16 protein-coding genes are annotated in these 21,882 nt (G+C 31.3%); 14 read left to right on the forward strand and 2 right to left on the reverse strand.

The window, feature by feature from the left end; genetic code table 11:
• Positions 1-11 precede the first annotated feature (11 nt).
• From ACE939_RS05545 to ACE939_RS05605, 13 genes are all read left to right on the forward strand, one after another.
• The gene (locus ACE939_RS05545; RefSeq protein WP_378187845.1) at positions 12-608 is read left to right on the forward strand and encodes an NAD(P)H-dependent oxidoreductase; all 597 of its coding nucleotides are present in this window, start codon (positions 12-14) and stop codon (positions 606-608) included.
• Positions 609-611: 3 nt separating this feature from the next.
• Positions 612-2,489: a monovalent cation:proton antiporter-2 (CPA2) family protein gene (locus ACE939_RS05550; RefSeq protein ID WP_378187846.1), complete on the forward strand. Its 1,878-nt coding sequence runs from the start codon at positions 612-614 to the stop codon at positions 2,487-2,489.
• A 58-nt stretch (positions 2,490-2,547) separates the two neighbouring features.
• Entirely contained in the window at positions 2,548-3,648 is a 1,101-nt protein-coding gene (locus ACE939_RS05555; RefSeq protein ID WP_378187848.1) for an MBL fold metallo-hydrolase, read from the forward strand.
• A 477-nt stretch (positions 3,649-4,125) separates the two neighbouring features.
• Positions 4,126-4,569 carry an ABA4-like family protein gene (locus tag ACE939_RS05560; protein ID WP_378187851.1) on the forward strand — a complete coding sequence of 148 codons (444 nt, stop codon included), beginning with the start codon at positions 4,126-4,128 and terminating at the stop codon, positions 4,567-4,569.
• Positions 4,544-5,344 (forward strand): hypothetical protein, encoded by an 801-nt coding sequence (locus ACE939_RS05565; RefSeq protein WP_378187854.1) that lies wholly within the window; start codon positions 4,544-4,546, stop codon positions 5,342-5,344. The genes ACE939_RS05560 and ACE939_RS05565 overlap by 26 nt, the downstream gene beginning before the upstream one ends.
• 3 nt (positions 5,345-5,347) lie before the next feature.
• The gene (locus ACE939_RS05570; RefSeq protein WP_378187855.1) at positions 5,348-6,436 is read left to right on the forward strand and encodes a sensor histidine kinase; all 1,089 of its coding nucleotides are present in this window, start codon (positions 5,348-5,350) and stop codon (positions 6,434-6,436) included.
• Entirely contained in the window at positions 6,417-7,172 is a 756-nt protein-coding gene (locus tag ACE939_RS05575; RefSeq protein WP_378187856.1) for a LytR/AlgR family response regulator transcription factor, read from the forward strand. Before ACE939_RS05570 ends, ACE939_RS05575 begins: the two co-directional genes overlap by 20 nt.
• Before the next feature lie 129 nt (positions 7,173-7,301).
• Positions 7,302-8,954, forward strand: a complete 1,653-nt coding sequence (locus ACE939_RS05580; protein WP_378187858.1) for a tetratricopeptide repeat protein — start codon at positions 7,302-7,304, stop codon at positions 8,952-8,954.
• Between the two features lie 1,205 nt (positions 8,955-10,159).
• Positions 10,160-11,137: an AAA family ATPase gene (locus ACE939_RS05585; protein WP_378187860.1), complete on the forward strand. Its 978-nt coding sequence runs from the start codon at positions 10,160-10,162 to the stop codon at positions 11,135-11,137.
• A 6-nt stretch (positions 11,138-11,143) separates the two neighbouring features.
• On the forward strand, positions 11,144-13,603 hold the full coding sequence (locus ACE939_RS05590; RefSeq protein ID WP_378187861.1) for a S8 family peptidase: 2,460 nt from the start codon (positions 11,144-11,146) through the stop codon (positions 13,601-13,603).
• A 1,343-nt stretch (positions 13,604-14,946) separates the two neighbouring features.
• Positions 14,947-17,028 carry an ATP-dependent endonuclease gene (locus ACE939_RS05595; protein ID WP_378187862.1) on the forward strand — a complete coding sequence of 694 codons (2,082 nt, stop codon included), beginning with the start codon at positions 14,947-14,949 and terminating at the stop codon, positions 17,026-17,028.
• Positions 17,016-18,917 (forward strand): UvrD-helicase domain-containing protein, encoded by a 1,902-nt coding sequence (locus tag ACE939_RS05600; RefSeq protein WP_378187863.1) that lies wholly within the window; start codon positions 17,016-17,018, stop codon positions 18,915-18,917. The genes ACE939_RS05595 and ACE939_RS05600 overlap by 13 nt, the downstream gene beginning before the upstream one ends.
• 14 nt (positions 18,918-18,931) lie before the next feature.
• Positions 18,932-19,354, forward strand: a complete 423-nt coding sequence (locus tag ACE939_RS05605) for a hypothetical protein (RefSeq protein WP_378187865.1) — start codon at positions 18,932-18,934, stop codon at positions 19,352-19,354.
• Between the two features lie 935 nt (positions 19,355-20,289).
• On the opposite strand, the gene ACE939_RS05610 is transcribed toward ACE939_RS05605, so the two are convergent.
• Together ACE939_RS05610 and ACE939_RS05615 are read right to left on the reverse strand one after the other, a co-directional pair.
• Positions 20,290-20,448, reverse strand: coding sequence for a hypothetical protein (locus ACE939_RS05610; RefSeq protein WP_378187867.1), 159 nt, complete (start codon positions 20,446-20,448; stop codon positions 20,290-20,292).
• Between the two features lie 10 nt (positions 20,449-20,458).
• The gene (locus tag ACE939_RS05615; protein WP_378187869.1) at positions 20,459-20,605 is read right to left on the reverse strand and encodes a hypothetical protein; all 147 of its coding nucleotides are present in this window, start codon (positions 20,603-20,605) and stop codon (positions 20,459-20,461) included.
• Positions 20,606-20,887: 282 nt separating this feature from the next.
• Here ACE939_RS05615 and ACE939_RS05620 point away from each other — a divergent pair, with 282 nt between their 5' ends.
• Positions 20,888-21,841: a TerC family protein gene (locus tag ACE939_RS05620; RefSeq protein ID WP_378187870.1), complete on the forward strand. Its 954-nt coding sequence runs from the start codon at positions 20,888-20,890 to the stop codon at positions 21,839-21,841.
• The last annotated feature ends 41 nt before the right edge of the window (positions 21,842-21,882 follow it).

A 21,882-nucleotide genomic window follows, 5' to 3' on the forward strand; every position in this document is an offset into this window, starting at 1 on the left:
TTGCTCATACCATGAAAAAAATATTAATTCTCTTTTCGCATCCTAAATTTGAAAAGTCAAGAGTTAATCTATCATTAATTAACAAAATTAGAGACTTAGAGGGTGTTACTGTTCATGATTTATATGAGCAATACCCTCATTTTCATATTGATGTACCTTATGAAAAAGAATTATTGAAACAACATGATATTCTCATTTGGCATCATCCATTATATTGGTATAGCTGTCCACCATTGATGAAGCAATGGATTGATATGGTGTTAGAATTTAATTGGGCCTATGGTCCCGAAGGAACGGCATTACAAGGAAAAACCTGCCTAAATGTTATTACGACAGGAGGATCTAGAGAAGTTTATTGTTCAGAGGGATATAATAGTTTTACAATCACACAATTTTTAAGACCTTTTGAACAAACTGCAACACTTTGTGGTATGATTTACTATCCACCTTTTGCTGTTATGGGAACTCATAATCTAAGAGAGGATGCTTTATACACGTATACAAATATGTATGAGCAATTAATCAACTTATTACAAGATGGTTTATCTTTAAAAGATATCAAAACTGCATCATTTATTAATGATATTGAGCAAGTTAAAACTATATAATCTATGACCGGTAATATACTTTTTGAAGCTATTGTTTTTTTGGCAGGGGCGATAATTTGTGTTTCGATCGCTAAACGGTTAGGATTAAGTTCGGTGATTGGGTATTTGCTAGCAGGCGTTTTGATAGGACCGTATGTCTTAGGCTTTATTGGTGAAGAAGGAGAAGATATACTGCACTTTGCCGAGTTTGGGGTTGTAGTAATGCTATTTTTGATTGGTCTTGAAATTGAGCCTAAAAATTTCTGGAATATGCGGAAAACTATAGTAGGAATGGGAGGGATTCAAGTAGGGGGAACCATGTTATTTTCATATCTACTAATTATTGCGGTAGGCTTAGAGTGGAAAGTTGCACTGGTTATCTCTATGGCGATTGCCTTATCATCTACCGCTATTGCTATGCAAACTATTAAGGAAAAAGGAATGCTAGATACTACTTTTGGTACCGCTTCTTTTTCTATTTTATTATTTCAGGATATTATCGTAATTTTTATGTTAGGATTTATTCCTTTATTGGCAAATAATGAGCGTAGCGTTTCTGTCAACAATACAAGTGAACAAGCTAATTTATTAGAAAGCCTACCAATGGGTTTACAAACCTTGGCTATTATTTTATCTGTATTGTTAATTATCATCGCTGGGCGCTATCTTATTGTTCCCATGTTACGTAGGGTAGCCAAAACAGGTGTTAGAGAGTTACTTATTGCAGCTGCTTTATTAATAGTTTTTGCAATTTCTTTATTAATGGAATTTGTTGGAATTAGTCCAGCTCTGGGTGCATTTTTGGGCGGGGTAGTACTTTCAAATAGCGAATTTAAGCATGAACTAGAAAGTACACTGGAGCCTTTTAAAAATCTACTTTTGGGATTGTTTTTTATGGCTGTAGGAGCTTCTATCAATTTTATAGTTATTGCAAAAAGTCCTTTAACCATAGGAGGAATTTTATTAGCAATTATAATTTTGAAAGGATTGGTTTTATTTGTTACAGGACATATTTTTAAATTAAAATTAGATCAAAAATTACTTCTCACATTTAGTTTGGCTCAAATAGGAGAGTTTGCGTTTGTCTTATTATCCTTTGCCTTTGGACTTAATATTATGGAGCAAGAAGAAATGGATATTATGCTTGTTATTACAGCTCTATCCATGTCGCTTACCCCAATTATTACTATCTTTAATGAACGTGTTATTCTACCAAAAATAGGAACCAAAGAATCAATTAAAAGACCGATGGATCATATTGCCAAAGCTCAAAAGATCATACTCGTTGGTTTTGGTCATTTTGGTAGTACAATTGGACGCTTTTTACGATCACATGGAGTCGAAGCGACAATTTTGGATCATGATTCTAATCGCGTCGATTTTTTGAGAAAAATGGGTTTTGAAGTATACTACGGAGATGCTATGCGTGAAGATTTATTAGAATCTGCGGGTATTGCTGAAGCTAAAATTGTTATCTGTGCAACCAATAAAATTGAAGTTTCTAAAGCGATAAGCAACATAGTAAAAGAAAAATATCCTCATGTTGAGCTCATGATTCGAACTAAAAACAGATACGATGCATATGAGTTATTAAATCTCGGGCATCAAAATATTTATCGTGAATCCCTTGATACCTCATTGACACTAGCTAGGGATGTATTAAGTAAAATGGGTTTTAGAAAATATACCTTACAAAGACAGGTACAAAACTTTATTAAATACGATGAGGATAGCTTAAGACGATTAGCAAAAGATGCTAAACGTGATGGTGCCTACATATTTAATGCTAGAAAAGAACTCGAACAACAAGAAAAATTATTAAACGAAGATTTTAAGCGAGGTATTGTTGATTATGACACGCATTGGGATAGCGACTATATTAGAAAGGCTCTAGAAAAATAAACCAATGCTATAGAATCAACGTATGATAAAAAATAAAGTGGTTAAATTAATTAAGCTAATGATAGTAAGCATTGTATCTTTAATAGGAGTTGTAGGTTTGATAATAGTAGTATTTATGTACCTAAGTCCTCAATTTGGAGGTACACCATCCAAGGATGAGATTGCTCATTATAAAAAATCAGACAATTACAAGTCTGGTAATTTTGTAAATACAAATGCAATTAATCTGAATATGAGCTTTAAAGATATAAGTAAGATACTTATAAACTACTTTAAAAAACAACCCAATACAATACCGGTCAAACAGCTAACTGTAAACAAAATAGATTCTTTAAATTTGGTTAATTATAAAGGGGATTCCCGTCTTATTTGGTTCGGACATTCTACATTTTTATTACAGCTAAATAAAAAAACTATTCTGATAGACCCTATGTTTGGAGATGTTCCCGCACCACATAGCATATTAGGCACCAAACGTTTTAGTAATGAATTACCTATTGATGTAGAAAAACTGCCAAGAATTGATGCAGTGCTTATCTCTCATGATCATTATGACCATTTGGATTATGGTTCAATTCAAGGATTAAAGGATAAGGTTACTATGTTTTATGTACCTCTTGGTCTTGGAGTTCATTTAAAAAAATGGGGAATTGATAAAAAACGTATCATAGAACTTGATTGGTGGCAAGAAATTAAATTCGACGACTTAACCTTCATATGTACCCCAGCCCAACATTTTTCTGGAAGAGGTTTTACCGATAGAACCAAAACACTATGGAGTTCTTGGATTATACAGTCAGCAACAGAAAATATATTCTTTAGCGGAGACAGTGGTTATGCTCCCCATTTTAAAGAAATAGGCAACAAATATGGGCCTTTTGATTTCGCTATGATGGAATGCGGACAGTATAACGAGATGTGGCCAGATGTACACATGTTTCCAGAAGAAACCGTGCAAGCTGGATTGGATATAGGTGCAAAAAAATTGATACCAATTCACTGGGGAGCTTTTAAATTAGCCATGCATTCGTGGACAGATCCTGTTGAACGTATTACCCTAAAAGCGAAATCCGTAAACATGCCCATTGTTACGCCCAAAATAGGCGAAGTTATGCTCGTAAATGCTACAACACTACAAGCTACGATGTGGTGGAAATAACGGTCAAATCTCTCCATATTCTTGGTTGTTTGTGTATTATAAAAGCTTCATAACATTAACTATATAAGGAGTTAGATTTTATACTATAAACTGTCCCATCGACTACAAAAAAGGTCACAGAACACGCAACTTACCCTAGCAATAAATTCTAAAAAACAATCATATTCGATCACCCGTAATAATATGGCTAAGGTTCACAGCTGTATGTTGTTAATCTGTACAAATCCCAATACCCCTGCACTGTGATAACAGTTTTAATACAAGCCATAAACAAAATTTTACAGACATACAAAACTCTATAGTAGCTTTCACTTCTCATATATATTTTGATCTAAACAAGAAAATCAAATAGATTAAAATCACGACAACTCAAAAAGAGTTAACGATGATTCAACCTAAAGTGATTTTAAAATCTTATTAAGTACCACATATTTGAACATCTATTAATCAAATACTAATTTTCAAAACTATATAAATATGACACCTTCAGAAGTATTTTCACTTGTTGGTATGATTACCATTATGATGTGGATCTTGATGATCTTTTTACCTAAATGGAAATTAACAAGGGTATTGGTAGATTTCAAAATAATTCCCTTGATATTATCAACAATATATCTGCTTTATATCTTTCAAGCGATACAAATAGGAGGGATGATGGATTTTGGAAGCCTCTCCTCGGTAATGGAATTGTTTACAGAAGAAAACGCTGTATTAGCTGGCTGGATACATTATCTAGCTTTTGATCTTTTAATAGGTATCTGGATACTGAATCAAAACAAAAAATTTAGAATTTCTTCTTTATTAATCGCTCCTTGTTTACTCGCTACATTTATGTTTGGACCTATGGGCTTTCTACTTTTTATGATTATTAAAATAATAAAAAAACCTAAACATGAGATCTCTAAAACAACTAGTTAGAATTGTTAAAAATCAAAGCCCTATACTTTACTGGATTGCTATCATTCATTTTATCTTAGCCAGTATGTGTATAGTAGGTATCCTTATCGATGATAGAACATTGGCTGGGGTTAGTAACTGGATTAAACCGCTAAAGTTTTCAATTTCTATAGCTCTTTATATACTAACTGTTGGGTATTTAAGTACGTTGTATCCTTTTTCAAGACGTAAAAAAAATTGTATTAATAATTTAGTGTCTTGGACGTTATTATTAGAAATGGGCATAATTGTTTTCCAAGCCACGAGAGGTGTACAATCTCATTATAATGTATCGACTACTTTAGATTCGTTACTCTTTGCAGGTATGGGGATCTTAACAGGAATAAATGTATTGATTATGTTAGTTTTTATTGTAGAAACGATACGTTTAAAACTAAAAACTACAAAGTCTATACAAGTTGCAATTTTGATGGGTTGGATAATCGTTGTGGCAGGAAGCTGGATTGGTGGCCAAATGATTAGTCAAATGTCTCACAGTGTAGGGATTCTTGATGGCGGAGCTGGATTGCCGCTAGTTAATTGGAGTACAGTAGCTGGAGATCTTAGAGTAGCACACTTTTTTGGGTTGCATGGCATACAAATAATCCCGTTATTCGCATTATTGATAGCCAAAAAATGGAAAATTACACATAGGAGTCAGCTTATTGTCGTAACCACTTTTGGGTTGGTATATGCGGGATGGATTGGATTTATATTTTATCAGGCAAAACAAGGAATACCTTTAATAAGCATATAATCTATGTCATTTTTTAATAAAAAGAAACGTATACATTATTTAGGCTTTAATGATTTTTGGTTCTCTGTTGTTGGTATTCTTATCTTGAGTACAATTACAAATTATTTATTTAATGATCCTTCACAAAGGACCTCTATTGCACTTGTGGCAATTGGTTGGGGAGCTTCTTTATTTTTCACGATTTGCGATTGGTTTACAATACGACTAATCCTTATTTTTCTACGGAAAAAATATCCAGATTTCAAAGATGATATAAAACGTATTGTGCTTCTACTTTTGTCCATCGTCGGCGTCATACTATTTGTGGATTACGTAGGAGGTATTATATCTGCAAAATTTATTACTTTTTTAGGTTTCAGTTCTAAGCATACCATTAATTTTAAGGTACTGTTGCCTATTATTTTAATTACCTTTATGACCATGGCCGTTTATGAAGCTGTGTACTATTACGTAAGGCTCAAAAAATCAATTCGAGTTGAAGAGCAGACCAAACAAGCAATGATTCAAGCACAACTAGATACATTGAGAAATCAAGCTCAACCGCATTTTTTATTCAATAGTCTCAATACATTACGAGATATAATCGATCAGGATTCTAAAAAAGATGCCAAAGATTTTGTTGATAATTTATCTGGTGTTTATCGTTTTATACTAGAATCGGGTACTACAAATTTGATTACGCTTCGAGAAGAGTTAGCTTTTGCCAAAGCTTACATCCATATCCAGTTAGAAAGATTTGGACAGAATTTAATCGTTGATTGGCATATACCTGAAAGTAAGCTGTCAGCAATGATTATACCCATGAGCTTACAGCTTTTATTAGAGAACGCTATAAAACATAACATCGTTTCTAAAGCTAAACCACTAAGTATTAAAGTAACTGTTACAGCCGATAATTTGGTGGTGAGTAACAAAATTCAAGTGAAATCAACTCAAACACCTTCCACAAAAATTGGACTCATAAACATTACAAAAAGATACCAACTTATTGCCAATACTTCACCTATAATTACTACTGATGGAACATATTTTACAGTTTCGCTTCCCTTGTTAACTTCTCAAAATAATACCTATGAAATTAGTAATCATTGAAGATGAACCGCGTGCTGCCAATCAATTAAAAAATTTGTTACGAACAAGTATTTTTAATTTTGAAGTACTAACGATTATTGACTCCGTCGAAGAATCCATTGCCTGGTTCAACAAGCATCCTGCACCAGATTTAATATTTATGGATATACAATTAGCAGATGGTTTGAGTTTTGAAATCTTTCAGAAAACTGAAGTAACAGCACCTATTATTTTTACTACAGCTTTTGACCAATATGCCATTCAGGCGTTCAAAGTAAACAGTATTGATTATTTGTTAAAACCCATTACACAAAATGAGTTAGATACTGCGTTACGCAAATTTTCAAAATCTACGAATCCGACTCATCCTATAGCACCTAATATTTTAAAAGAGCTTTTGACTAGTATTCAAACCCCACAAAAACGCTCTGGAATATTAGTAAAAGAGGGGAGTGGTTTTGTACAAATACGAGTGTCAGAGCTTTTATATATGTACTCACAGGAGAGTATTACTTTTGGTATTACTCATGATAGACGCTATATCATAGATGAGACTATAGACCAATTATATAGCACCTTGGATTCAACCAAATTTTACAGGATTAATAGAGGGCAGGTTATATCAAAAATTGCAATTGAAAAAATAGAGCCGTATTTCAATCACCGTGTAAAATTAGTAGTTACAAATTCAAGAGATCAAGAGTTTATTGTAAGTAGACAAAAAACCAGTGCTTTCAAAACTTGGATGAATACCTAAAGTATTTATGACAGTTCAAGTAGTAATACCTACGTTTCAACATAAAGTAGTATCCTTGAACGAGACAAAAAACCATATTTGTGATGTATTATTAAAATCCTGAAACACCTTTAGGTAAAAAACAACATCATGAAACATATTCTCATTATTTGTCATCTATTAATTTGCATCCATGCATCTGCACAACAAACCGTTAGTATCACACAATGGCAAGAAGACCTTCGTTTTATTCAAAAAACTATACATAAGGATTATTCATTTCTGTTTGTTAAAACGACCAAACACGATTTTGATACTCAGGTTGATATGTTGTATAATAAAATTCCAGAGTTACAAGAGCATGAGATCCGGGTAGGCTTAGCGAGAATTATTTCACTATTTAAGTATGGTCATACACAAATTCCCTATGGTACAACGGCCAAGAGTGGTATTTTACCCATTAATCTGTATCAATTTGGAGACGATATCTATATTGAAGGAGTACATAAAAACTATCAAAAAGCTCTAGGAGCAAAAGTCTTGAAAATAGAAGATACCCCAATAAATAAAGCCATAGCATTGGTTTATCCAGTAGTTCCCGTAGAGAACGAAAACTACTTTAAAGCATATGGATTACGATTTCTACTATCCCCAGAAGTATTGCATGCACAACACATTACTAAAGTACTATCAAAAAATGTTACACTTACCTTAGAAAAAGAAGGAACGATATTTACACAAACATTTAAAACCATACCCAAGCAAGAAAAACCTAAATCCTTTAACGTTACCTTGCCTACAGCAGACTGGCTCACAGCGCGTGCAACTGATACTATACCCTTGTATTTAAAGTATCTAGGAGAAAAACTATATTATTTTGAGTATTTAGAAAATAATAAAACACTATATGTAAGGCAAAGCTCAGTATTCGATGCTACTAACGAATCATTACAACAGTTTTATAAGCGATTGTTTAAGTTTATAGACACGCATCCTATAGAAAAACTAGTATATGATGTACGTCTCAATGGTGGAGGTAACAATTATAACAACCTTCCATTTATAAAAGGAATACTTGCAAGACCTAGCATTAACAAAAAAGGCAGTTTCTATTTTATAATAGGTCGCGATACCTATTCTGCATGCCAAAATTTGACAAATGAAGTTACTCGCTATACAGAGGCTATTTTGGTTGGAGAACCGACATCGGAAAATGTAAATTTTTATGGAGATTCGAGAGCGGTCATACTACCAAATAGCAAAATTAAGGTATATCTATCATATATATGGTGGCAAGATATACCTGCTTTAGAGAATGCAAAATGGACAGCACCAAGTATCCCTGTTTCTATAAGTTTTGAGGACTATATAAATAACGAAGATCCTGTATTAGAAGCGGCCTTGACTTTTGACGCAAGTGATTTTGAACCGAAACCAATAGCCTATATTACTGATCTATATGTAACAGGACAAACAGAAAAATTAGCCGAAGAACTTCCTAAAATGGTACACGATCCCCGCTATGCTTTTTGTGATTTTGAAGCAGAACTAAATAAAAAAGGGAACTTATTATTACAAAGTGGTCGGGTGCCAGAGCTCAACGCTTCAATACAAGTATTTTCAATGATTATACAATTATATCCAAAATCTGCAAGCACCTATAAAAATTTGGGTCATGCATATGTAAAACTAGGTGATGTCTCACAAGCAAAAGTATTTTTAAACAAAGCTATTTCTTTGGATAGTCATGGCAATATAGCAAAGATCGCACAAGAATTATTATTAGAAATAGAAAAAAAATAATATGTAAATGATAACTTAAGTCCATTGTATAACACAATAAGACTTTACACTACATTTTGTTTAAAAAAGAATCGTATAAAAATAAGGGCTAAATTAAAATTTAGCCCTTATTTAGTTATAATTTACGAAGATTAAAGATTCCGAAAAAGCCTATTATAGACATAATAATAATGGTTGGAAACATCATAGGCAGCCAACTAGTCCTTCGTTTTGCACTATAGAATTTAGCATCATAATTTGTCCAATCTATTGATTGAACAGGTTTGTTATCAAAAATTTTATCATAAAAACCTTCGCGAAGACTTTTATGGAACTCAGTGAATGACGAGAATCGTCTAAATTAATTATAACAGATATTTTATCGAATATGTGATTTTAATTATAGCAAAAAGATTAGCTTTTATTTTGGTGTTGGCAAGCGATGGATAATTGTGTGTGAAATAAATTGCCAAAGCAATTTGATTTTATAAAACAATCGAGCGCATAGGTAGCCCAGCCGCATTAGCTCGCTAATAATCCCAAAGATTCTCAATCTTAAAAAGTATTCCCGTAAGGTACATTTTAAGAACGAATGATGTTCCCTGAGAATCGCGTATTCAAAATTTTATGCAGCATTAGCCAGTTTACGCGATTTATACGAGGTTACAAGCTCCTTAAATTATCCAAATCAACGCTGCGCGGGTTTAGTAGGTATAAGGTATTAGTATAAAGCTAAGATTAAATGGATTATTAGATAAAAGATTTAATAATAAAAGCTTATTCTAAGTTAAGCTATAAGCAGCTTCAACGCATCAATATAATTGATTCGGTAGGTGTTTTAATGCCACAAGTCGCTTGACATAATTGCAGATATAACGTCTTTAGACTTATATCGGTAGTAATTATGTCAAATATCGCCCAAAAGCGCTATTTCGCTAATTGTTGAAAAATGTACTATAATGTACTTGCGTTATGTCACTTTGCTTTGGTCAAAAGCAAAGTTTTCTTGTTCTACATTTTCTTTAAAAGTTTTCTAACGAAATGTTCCAATAAAAAAAGTAATGAAACACTTATTTCCCGAAAAGATCCCGATAGTTATCGGGAGAGAGTAGGGGAATGTGTGTGGAATGGGAATATCTCTAGATTTTCTTTTCTAAAATTGTGGGTTTCCTCAATAAATTAATAATACTTTTGTATATGTTACTACAAATAGTTTTGAATATACAATGGCAGCAGTTGAACAAATAAAAAGTTTAATTAAATCTTTTAGTGAAGGAGATGATTCTCGTTTCTATGCAACTGCTATGCAGATAGCTGCAGCAGAGGCTAGAAAAGGACGTCAAGCACTTGCGGAAGAATTAAAAAAAATAATTCAAGATTCAAAAAAATCAAAAATCAATGATGGTGCTTTAAAGCGCCTTCCCATAAATTCAGCTCAAAAGGAATTAAATGATTTATTAGAATTTACTAGACCAGATGACAAATTAAAAGATATGGTTTTGTCTATTAATTTGAAAAAGTCTATTCAAAGAATTTTAGACGAACAACTCCAAATAGAAAAATTAAGACAACATAATTTATTTCCTAGAAAAAAAATATTATTAACTGGCCCTCCTGGTTGTGGTAAGACAATGACAGCTAGAGTAATATCTAATGAATTAAGTATTCCTCTATTCGTAATACGACTTGACGGTTTAATAAGCAGGTACATGGGAGAATCAATAGCTAAACTTCGTTTAATTTTTGATACAATGAAAGAGTTTAGAGCTGTTTATTTATTTGATGAATTTGATAGTATTGGTACAACTAGAAATCAAGGTAATGAAGTTGGGGAAATAAAAAGAGTTCTTAATAGTTTTTTACTTCAAATCGAAAAAGATGATTCGAATAGTTTAATAATTGCCGCTACTAACATGCCTAAAAATTTGGATGAAGCATTATTCAGAAGATTTGATGATATTATAACTTACCCTTTACCAACAGAAGAACAAATATGTGAATATTACAAAAGGGAGCTTTTAAAAAGTGAATTAATAGACGACAATGTCTTAAAAAAGATTTCTAAAAAATCTATTGGACTAAACTTTTCTGATTTAGAAAAGATATGTCAAGATTTTTTAAAGAATATTATTGTCTATGGAAAGGAAAAATCTACTTTAGAATTTTTATTTGAAACTATTAATTCTAGAAAAAGACCTTTCTAATCGAGTATGTCCAACTTAGATCATATTTTTCTTAATGGAAATAATTCATCTCTGCCATATAGTACTTATGGCGGCGGGAAGTTTTATCATAAAGATGGTAGAGATAGGAGAGGACATGGAACAGGAATAAAAAGGTCTTTCCAATCTGCAGTTTATGATTTTACTGATGGTAATGAAGATTATAAGTTTGTATATATCGAATTTGAATCTGCAATAAATTTTGAGTTAGCTTTTGATAGTTTCGAAGATGCAGCAGGGAACTACAGACTTGCATCATGCAAAGCAGTGTTTAACGAAGATACTGATGGTAATAGTCAAGTTGTTTATAAGATTGCTGTCTACTTAAATAAAAAAGCTGTCTCAAATTTTTTAAATAAAGTAGAAAAATATTTAACTGAAGAAACTAAAACAGGTAAGCCTAAAAATCAAAATTTAATAGCGAATATTGAGAGTATTAGAGCTGCAACTTTAGAGAGTTTTTGGCAAGAACCTGAAATTGATTTTCCCACATCAAATGTAAGTGTGTGGTGGGAAGTTTGGTTCAGTGACTCCAATAGAGAGAATGTAAAAAAAACTCTAAATTCATTAGCTTCAGATACTCTTTTGACTAATAATAGAATTCTTGTTTTTCCAGAAAATATTGTTGGTTTAATTAAAGGTACTCCCGAAGAGTTATCAGAAAAATTATTATACATTGATAATTTATCTGAGATAAGAAAACCAATAGAAACAGCGGATTTTTTTCTAAATCTGGATAAGAATTGGGAAGGTAATTTTATAGATGATTTACGAAATAGAATTAATAATCAAATAGAACAAAATAATATTTCTGTTTGTCTATTAGATTCTGGAGTTAATCGAGTAAACCCACTTCTTGAAGATATAATACCAGAAGAAAATTTAGACTCAATAAATCCAGCTTGGACAAATTCTGATTCTTATAGACAAGGACATGGAACACCTATGGCAGGTCTTATTATTTATGGAGATTTAATTGATCCATTAGAGTCGAGTGATCAAATAAATGTAACTAACAATCTAGAAAGTATTAAAATTGTAGATCGTACAGCTAATGATCCAGATTTATATGGACAGATAACTTTAGAAGCAATTGCTATTGGAGAAATCATGAATCCTAATAATAAAAGAGTTGTATGTTTGGCTGTTACTTCTCCTGATAACAAATATCAAGGAAGACCTTCTTCTTGGTCTGCAGCTATTGATCAAAAATTGTTTGGGTCCTTAGAAGAAAGAAATAATAATACATTAGTATTAATTTCAAGTGGTAACTTATCTCTTGAGGATAGACTAAATTATCCTTTAGTTAATGATGATTTATCTATAGAAGATCCAGCTCAAGCCTTCAATGCTATAACTATAGGAGCGTATACAAATAAGGACAGGTTAGATCTAACAACTTATCCTGGTGCAGAATTATTGGCACAAAGGGGGCAAATGTCTCCTTGTAATACAACTTCTGTCAGCTGGAATAAAAAGTGGCCTAAAAAACCTGATGTTGTTTTTGAAGGAGGAAACGATGGGATATTTAATTCTGGAATACTTGATGATGAATCATTAAAATTACTATCTACTGGAGTAGGAGGAGTAGGTAGATCATGGCTAACAACTATGTCAGATACAAGTGCAGCTACAGCATTAGCTTCTAAATTTGCAGCTGAATTGTATCAAAAATACCCTAATTACAAACCTGAAACTATTAGAGCATTAATAATTCATTCGGCAGATTGGAATGATATTATGCTCAATAATAGAAATATAACTAGTTTTTCTGCAGAAGAAAAATCTAGACTATTAGAAAGAGTTGGATATGGGATTCCTAATCTTAATAAAGCAAAATATAGCGCTGAAAACTCTTTAAATATAATAGCAGAAAGGTTATTGAGGCCTTTTAAATATGAAGATAATCGAGTTAAGACTAATTTTTTTCATTTATTTGATTTACCGTGGCCAACAGATATTCTATCTGATTTAGCCGAGTTAGAGGTTAAATTAAAAGTCACTTTATCATATTTTATAGAACCAAATCCAGGAAATAAAAGATATGCAAGTGATCAATCATACAAATCACACGGTTTAAGGTTTAAAATGATTGATAGGAACGAAAGTCAAAGTGCATTTGAAGCTCGAGTAAGCAAAGCTATTAAAGATGGTCAGGATAATTATATAGCTGAAGGAAGTGAAAACTGGATACTAGGAAGTCAGGTAAGAGATAAAGGAAGTATTCATAAAGATATTTGGGTTGGTTCTGCCGCAGATTTGGCTCTAAGAAACAAATTGGCAGTTTTTCCAGTTGGAGGTTGGTGGAAAAGTAGAAAAAAACTTAATCGCTATGATTCTTCGGTTAGATATAGTTTAGTTATCTCTATTGAAACGGATGTTTCTGATATAGATATATATAACGATGTATTAAATCAAATTACAGTATCAATACCTATTGATAATTAATTATTATGTAAAATAGAACCTAAAAATTTAAAATTGGCCTCAGAAAACTTTGGAGAAAACAATAGGTAAAGGAGCGTTTATATTTTAGACGAGTTTATAAAATTAATTGACAGAATCAATTTTATAAAGCTGCGAGATGATGCGGCTGGATAATGATAGTACTTTTAATTAAACAAAACGTTGTAAATCACCAACACGCCAGCTCGCTCACAAAATCAAAAGTCTACTAGACTTTCAATTTTATGCCGTTTAAAATATACCGACTGAGCGCCAACGCCACAGGCTCGCTACTCACTAAAAATGTCTCCCAGACATTTTCTTAACGTTCGTCCGTGTTTCCAAAGTTTTGTGCAGCCTTGATTTTTTGTTTAGCTCACGCGATAATATTTTATTGGAGTTCGTGAATCTCTATTGAGATCTGGCTAGCGCCGAATCTCAATCTTCGATTTCTTTTTGTATCAAGATAAAAAGATATGCAAACCCTTAGCATGTCTAATCTGTGTTCTACAGTTAGCATGTGCATAGAAATTATCTCGTTAGAGTAATTTTATGCTTATGCGGAAACCTTCACGAGAACTGCGATAGCAATCTTGAGCTCATCTAAAATAATCCCAAAGATTCTTAATCTTTAAGATTATTCCGTTTAAGAACGAATGATGTTCCCTGAGAATCGCGTATTTAAAATTTTCTGCAGCATCAGCCAGTTTACGCGATCTATACGAGGCAACAAGCTCCTTAAAGTATCCAAATCAACGCTACGCGGGTTTAGTATGTATAAGGTATTAGTATAAAGCTAAGATTAAATCGATTGTTAGATAAAAGATTTTTATAATAAAAGTTTATTCATAGTTAAGCTATAAGCAGCTTCAACGCATCAATATAATTGATTCGGTCGTTGTATTAATGCCACAATTAGCTTGACATAATTACTACCGATATAAGTCTAAAGACGTTATATCTGCAATTATGTCAAATATCGCCCAAAAGCGCTATTTCGCTTATTGTTGCAAAATGTACTATAATGTTCTGCGTTATGTAACTTTGCTTTGGTAAAAGCGAATTTCTTTAACCCAATTTTCTTGATTTTTTTCTTTCCAAAAGTTTCTTTAAAAATGTAATGGAATACGCTTTGCCCGAAACGACGATAGGAGTGAAGTGGTAATGTGTATGGAATGAGAATATTCTTTCTAATTTTAAATCAATTGCGGAATTCCGTAAATAACTTCTTGTTAATTTTTTCTATCTTTGAGAGACAGCTTTTTGAGTTATAAATTTTCCCTAAACACTATCTCAAACTAATACTGTTTTATAGCTCTTGCACTATAAGACACAACTATTTATATATGAAAATTAAGAAGATTAAAATTGAAAATTATAGACTTTTAAAACAGTTTTCAATTGATTTAGAAGAGATAATGTCTTTAGTTATTGGAAAAAACAATACAGGAAAGACTTCGCTACTAACAGTTATAAATAGTTTTTTAAATGGTTCCGATAAAAGCAGGTTTTCGTTTGATGATTTCAATATCGATTTCAAAAATGAATTAAGAACCTTAATTGAAGACGATATACCACAACAAGAGAATTATAAGTCAGTCGGTATAAAGCTTAAGCTTTTTATCGAATACAATGAAGATGATAATTTAGCTAACCTTAGTAGAGTTATGATGGACTTAGACCCTGAAAATAAGTTTATTGCTTTAGGTTTTGAATATCATTTAACATACGATTCATTAGAGAAAATCAAGCAAAAGTATACTGAATTTCAAGCTAAAGAAGTAGTAAAACTTGGTGAGGACGAAAACTATAGACAGAGAGATATATTTTATTTTTTAAAAGTATATCAAGGAGAGTTCTTTAAATCTAGTCGAAAATCTATAGAGTACAATAGAATTGATGAAATTGAAAATGAAGATAATTTCATTGATTTAGATGTGGAAAAAATATCGACTAAAGATATTATAAACTTTAAATTTATTAGTGCTAAAAGAAGTGTTACAAATAAGGAGAATGATAAAACACTCTCAGGTCAAACATCAGAAATTTATAATGAAACAGAGAAAACGGATGAGCAAAACGAGAAAATAGAGCAATTTAAAGAAGAACTAATATCAACAGATTATGCTCTATCAGAAATTTATGAAACTCTATTCGAAGATGTTGTTGAAAAAGTTCGATTATTTGGAGGTATAAAAAGTGATGATTCCACCATTAAAATAGAATCTTCTTTACAACACAGAGAATTATTATCAGGAAACACAACAGTTATGTACAAACATAATGACACAACTTTACCTGAATATAATAATGGATTAGGATATATGAACTTGATTAGTATGATATTTCAAATTGAAATATTAATACAAGAATTTAAAAAGAGTAAAGATGAAAAGCCTGCTGATATAAACTTGTTATTTATTGAAGAACCTGAAGCACATACGCATCCTCAAATGCAGTACGTTTTTATTAAAAATATTAAGTCCTTACTTGACAAAGGAATAGTTCGAGAAGATGGTGATAATAGAAAACTGCAAACAGTAATAACAACTCATTCCTCACACATAGTTTCTGAAAGTAATTTTGATGATGTAAAGTATCTAAAAAAAGTAGATGAAAATAATGTAATTGCCAAAAACCTGATTGACCTTAAAAAAGAGTATGAAACTGATTCGCCACAGTATCAATTTTTGAAACAGTATTTAACAATAAGCAGAGCTGAAATATTCTTCGCCGATAAAGCCATTTTAATTGAAGGTGATACAGAAAGAATTTTGATTCCTACATTAATGAAAAAGCTAGATAAGGATGAAGAAAGACGTTTTATAGCTTTGGCACAGAAAGACCCGAAACTCCCTTTATCTTCTCAAAATATATCTATTATTGAGGTTGGAGCTTATTCACAGATTTTTGAAAAATTCATTGAGTTTATAGGAATAAAATCCTTAATAATAACTGATTTGGATTCAGTAGGTGACGATACCAAAAAGTGTCGAGTTGCTTTAGGTACTAATTATTCTAATGATGCTCTAAAATTATTTTTTAATAATGCTACTTTAAACGAACTGAAAGCATTTACAATTGATGATAAAAAGGTTTCAAAAAATGGAGAAGAATGGCAAGTCGACCCAAATGGCAACCTTTGCGTTGTTTATCAAACAATGGAAAATGGAGTAAATGCTAGAAGTTTTGAGGATGCATTTATTCAAATCAATAGAGAATTCATTAATGGAAAAAAAGAAGAATTTAAAGGATTGAAGAATAGAGCGTATTTTGATGTTGCAGAAAATGATTCTTATAAATTAGCAGAAGAATGTGTTAGAAAAAAAACACATTTTGCATTAGATATTTTATTCCATACTAACGAAGAATTTACTAATTGGGAAATCCCTATATACATTAAAGAAGGATTATTATGGCTGAAGTAGGAGAGGGAGACATCGAAGTGTTAGATGAATTTCAACAGATAATGAACCATATTGGAAATGGTAATAATTTCTTATTAAGTGGTGGAGCTGGTAGTGGAAAAACATATACTTTAGTTCAAGTTATTAAAAAATGCATTGAAGATTTTCCTACTTCAAAAGTTGCTTGTATGACATATACTAATGCAGCTGTGAAAGAAATTGAAGAAAGAGTAAATCATAAAAACTTAAATGTTACTACAATTCACGACTTCCTATGGGATAATATAAAGCATTTTCAAAAAGAACTAAAACAAAGTCTTGTTGTTTTGGCTAATGATGATTTAATTACCAGAATTAATATTTCAAGTGTTAATTTAGTTCCTAATGATTTTTTTGATGATTTAGAAAAAGGAATTCAATATAAAGAGTATTTACGCTTACAAGACGGTATAATATCTCACGATGAATTATTGATATTGGCTAATCACTTATTTAAAACATACCCAAAACTAAATGACATTCTAAAAGATAGATTTAAGTTCATTTTTGTAGATGAATATCAGGATACTAGCAAATTAGTAATAGAGATTTTTTTAGAGCATTTTGAATTAAGTGATAAGAAAAATATCGTTGGTTTTTTTGGAGATGCAATGCAATGTATTTATGATAACACAGTTGGAAATTTAGATGAATATAAAGGCGAAAATGATAATAAAGTTCGAGAAGTTAAAAAACAACAAAATAGAAGAAATCCAAAACTAGTTATTGATTTGGCTAATAGACTAAGAACGGATGGCTTGGTGCAAACTGAATCAAATGATGAAAATGCTCCAAATATGAATGAAGATGGCACCTTAAAGGCTGGAGATATTCGATTTTTATACTCTGATAATGAGAACATTCAAGAGGTAAAAGAACATCTTGGTTGGGATTTTAGTGATTCAAAAAACACAAAAGAACTTAATTTAACTCATAATCTAATTGCAGATAAAGCTGGAATTAGAAACTTAATGAATATCTATAATAGTGATGGTGTATTAAAATACAAAAATCGAGTTCGCAAATACATTAAAGATAATGGAATTGATGAAGATTTCTCTGCTATGACTTTTGGAGAAGTTTCAGATTTTTTAGTAGACGTAAACCCTACAAATAGTATGCAACGGTTTATCGATGATAATCCAGAATTATATAATGTCGCTAGGAATCAAAATTGGGATATTTTCTCAAAGATATATGTAGATAAAGACCAACTACTTGATGATAAGAAACAAAGTGAAGATGATGAAAACAAAAAAGGTTCAAAAAGAGATGCTTTAATTAGACATTTGTTTAAAATAGAAACTAATATTTTTCTCTATTCTAACAAACGTTATAATGAATTTTTGAGAGCTACAGATTATAGATTTAACATTCGAAGAATAGAAGACAAAAGGGTTTTAAAAGCAAGTATCGAATCATTAATTAATGTTGGAGAAAAAACTATTGAAGAAGTAATAAATGAAGCTAATGAAAATGGTGTTTGTTTAATTGATGATAAATTAGAAAGGTTTAAAATTGATAAAGAGTATTTGTTTAACAGAGTTAAAAATGTAAAATATAAGGAGTTCCAAAAATTATTTATTTACTTAGAAGGTTTTACTCCTTTTTCAACTCAACATAAAACTAAAGGAGCGGAATTTGATAATGTATTAGTGATTTTAGACAATGGAGGATGGAATAATTATAATTTTAAAAACCTTTTTTTAGTTGCAGGTTCTGAATCTGTACTAGAAAGGACTCAAAAACTATTCTATGTTTGTTGTACAAGGTCTAAAGAAAAATTAGCAATCTATTTTAATTCTCCTAGTGATGCTGTAATTGCTAAAGCTAAAGAATGGTTTGGAGAAGCTAATGTTATTCAATTATAGAAAATTCTATTAATATGAAAGAGAAAAACAAGATAGAGATTTTTATTAAAGCAGAGCTCAAAAATTTTGATTTAGAATTGATAACAAAACCTGATGGGAGGGAAGGAACTGATTTTTTAATTGGAGATTTCCAATTGTACCTACAGCCAATGAATTTGGATTCTACACAAAGAAGTATCAAAATATCTAAAGAGGCTTTAGGTGAACTTAAAGACGATTTATTTGTCGTTTTAGTATTGGTTATAAATAATGAACCTAGAGGATTTTATTTAATTCCATCGACAGATTTAATGCAGTCAGAAAATGATTTTTTTATAGACAATAATGTGAAATTAATGCCAAGTTTATCCAATTGGGAGATTAAAGTTTCTAGTAATACAATACCACAATTGAACAAGTATTCATTTCGAAATATGATTAACAAACTAAAATCTTAGTTTCATAATATTATGTAAAATAGAATTAGTGCGTTTTTACCCAGATGAAGCGATGGCAAAACGGCCTCAGAAAACTTTGGTTAAAACAATAGGCGAATGAGCGTGTATATTTTAGAGGTTTAGTAATACATAGTCTTAATAATAACAAGGTTTAAAGCGAGTTCATAGCAATCTTAACCAGTTCCAATGTTTTCTAAAATATAGCGATTGAGCCGTACATTGTTTCCAAGGGTTTGTGCAGCCTTGATTTTTTTGTTTCTTTTTGTATCAAGACAAAAAGATATGCAATATTTAAAAATGTTGAATAATTGCAGAATTTGAGCAAGTGTATAGAAATTATCTCGCAGAGTAATTTTATACTCTTGCGGAAACCTTTACGAGAATGTCGTAGAAAAAAATTTCGCAGGATTATTATCAAATACGCGAATTTTAAATGATTCTAAAAGGTTAGCTTTTTTTGGCGTTGGCAAGCGATTGATAATTGTGTTATAAATAAATTGCAATAAGCAATTTGATTTTATAAAAGCAATCGAGCGTTTGGTAGCGGCAATTTTACATAATGGCAAATTATAGCTACAAATGACTTTCCTTATAAATCTAAAATTCCAAATCCACGAGAATCGAGTATTTCAAATTTTAATGACCCAAGTACTGAATATCATAAATGATAAATACAGCTTCTGGGATATTTTACATAATATAGAATTATAGCTTACAAATAAACTTACAAGTTAATTAGCCATAATTTCTTTTAACATATTATCTGACGATATAAGTCTAAAGACGTTATATCTGATATTATGTGTAAATAGCCTGAAAAACGGCTATACAGAAATTATTATATATTTGTACTATAATTTATATTATGTAAAATAGAATCACAGAAGAAAAAGATTAACTTTTCTTCTTAGATACTTTTGCTTGATACAAGTCCTTTATGCATCTACTTCCTTATCCTTACCTTCCTGCTCCAAACTTAACTCTCCATTTTTAAGAATTTCGAATTTTTTTCCTTTAGCACGGTAACCAAAATTAGAAGATCTTCGGTACCTATCTTGAAAATCTGCGTGCGTTCTTTCTTTAGAGTTTTCCATATTACTATTATTATAAATGAACACTATAAGCTCTTGGTAATTTTGTAGATGTAGTTTGGTAAATGTTGTTCTCAAAATCTTGAGCCGATAAGCGTCTAAATTTTATTTTTGTGTGTATACTTCCTTCTTCTACTTTAAGCCCTGTATGTTGTGTCATGTGTGAAATGTTTTAATGTTTTATTCAAAATTATAGTTTCTCTACCTTTTAACGATCAACTTTATACATACCTTAACGCACTTTGTTAAAAACTGTATAACAACCTATTACCCATTATTTATTTAACTTTTAATTGTATAATGGACAATAATTTTATGAGTATACCGAGAGATAGCACTTCTTTTTATTTAACAATAATTTATCAGCTCTTAAGCGTTAAAATATAATTAAGAGCTCGCCTCAAACTTTATAAATATTCGATCTTAGCTTCAAAATATACATATGATTATTTGGGGTGGATTTATCGTTATTATCTTATTATTTTTGGCTCTGGATCTGGGAGTTTTTAACCGCAAAGCGCATATTATTAAGTCTAAAGAAGCTGCCATATGGACTTCCATTTGGGTATCTATTGCTTTAGCTTTTTCTGGAGTTATCTATTGGCTGTTTACTTCAGAAATGTTAGAGAATCCCACACAATTAACTCCGCAAGATGCTGTTATTCGCTATCTCACAGGCTATTTGATTGAACTATCCCTGAGTATTGATAACGTTTTTGTGATTGCGGTTATTTTTAGTGCTTTCAGTATTCCGCCACTATATCAACATCGTGTTTTATTTTGGGGAATTTTAGGAGCTATTGTTTTTAGAGCTCTTATGATTGTTTTTGGAGTAGCTCTTATCAATAAATTTGAATGGATCATTTATGTCTTCGGTGTATTTCTTTTATATACAGCATATAAAATGTACAAATCTGAGGATACGCAGTTCAACCCACGTAACATGTTTGTTTATAAACAACTGCGTAAAGTACTACCGGTAGTGAATGTAATACATGGCAATAAGTTTTTTGTTTATCGTATGGGTAAACGTATCGCCACTCCCCTTTTTATGGCGTTGATTGTCATTGAGTTTACCGATATCTTATTTGCTCTTGATAGTATTCCTGCCATACTTTCTATAACAGCAGATCCATTTATTGTCTTTAGTTCAAATATCTTAGCAATTCTCGGTTTGCGATCGATGTACTTTTTAATTTCTCGAATGCTCGAAAAGTTTAGGTACATTCATTATAGTTTGGTTGCTATTCTCGCTTTTGTTGGCATCAAAATGCTGGTATCTCACTATATTCATTTTCAAGAATGGATCTCTTTACTTTTTATTGCAGTCGCTTTAGGTGGAGGTGTAATTGCATCGATACTTCTACCTACCAATCACAAAGAAATTATCAAATAATTGCAATTATAACATTCTTATTAGAACTTTAGGAAATGGTT

Origin of the sequence: Aquimarina rhodophyticola (assembly GCF_042434915.1) — a bacterium.
Lineage (GTDB): Bacteria > Bacteroidota > Bacteroidia > Flavobacteriales > Flavobacteriaceae > Aquimarina.

Excerpts from the sequence above, each read along its gene's own strand:
- ACE939_RS05545 (WP_378187845.1), top strand. The coding sequence starts at position 12 with ATGAAAAAAATATTAATTCTCTTTTCGCATCCTAAATTTGAAAAGTCA.
- ACE939_RS05550 (WP_378187846.1), top strand. The coding sequence starts at position 612 with ATGACCGGTAATATACTTTTTGAAGCTATTGTTTTTTTGGCAGGGGCG.
- ACE939_RS05555 (WP_378187848.1), top strand. The coding sequence starts at position 2,548 with ATGATAGTAAGCATTGTATCTTTAATAGGAGTTGTAGGTTTGATAATA.
- ACE939_RS05560 (WP_378187851.1), top strand. The coding sequence starts at position 4,126 with ATGACACCTTCAGAAGTATTTTCACTTGTTGGTATGATTACCATTATG.
- ACE939_RS05565 (WP_378187854.1), top strand. The coding sequence starts at position 4,544 with ATGAGATCTCTAAAACAACTAGTTAGAATTGTTAAAAATCAAAGCCCT.
- ACE939_RS05570 (WP_378187855.1), top strand. The coding sequence starts at position 5,348 with ATGTCATTTTTTAATAAAAAGAAACGTATACATTATTTAGGCTTTAAT.
- ACE939_RS05575 (WP_378187856.1), top strand. The coding sequence starts at position 6,417 with ATGAAATTAGTAATCATTGAAGATGAACCGCGTGCTGCCAATCAATTA.
- ACE939_RS05580 (WP_378187858.1), top strand. The coding sequence starts at position 7,302 with ATGAAACATATTCTCATTATTTGTCATCTATTAATTTGCATCCATGCA.
- ACE939_RS05585 (WP_378187860.1), top strand. The coding sequence starts at position 10,160 with ATGGCAGCAGTTGAACAAATAAAAAGTTTAATTAAATCTTTTAGTGAA.
- ACE939_RS05590 (WP_378187861.1), top strand. The coding sequence starts at position 11,144 with ATGTCCAACTTAGATCATATTTTTCTTAATGGAAATAATTCATCTCTG.
- ACE939_RS05595 (WP_378187862.1), top strand. The coding sequence starts at position 14,947 with ATGAAAATTAAGAAGATTAAAATTGAAAATTATAGACTTTTAAAACAG.
- ACE939_RS05600 (WP_378187863.1), top strand. The coding sequence starts at position 17,016 with ATGGCTGAAGTAGGAGAGGGAGACATCGAAGTGTTAGATGAATTTCAA.
- ACE939_RS05605 (WP_378187865.1), top strand. The coding sequence starts at position 18,932 with ATGAAAGAGAAAAACAAGATAGAGATTTTTATTAAAGCAGAGCTCAAA.
- ACE939_RS05610 (WP_378187867.1), bottom strand. The coding sequence starts at position 20,448 with ATGGAAAACTCTAAAGAAAGAACGCACGCAGATTTTCAAGATAGGTAC.
- ACE939_RS05615 (WP_378187869.1), bottom strand. The coding sequence starts at position 20,605 with ATGACACAACATACAGGGCTTAAAGTAGAAGAAGGAAGTATACACACA.
- ACE939_RS05620 (WP_378187870.1), top strand. The coding sequence starts at position 20,888 with ATGATTATTTGGGGTGGATTTATCGTTATTATCTTATTATTTTTGGCT.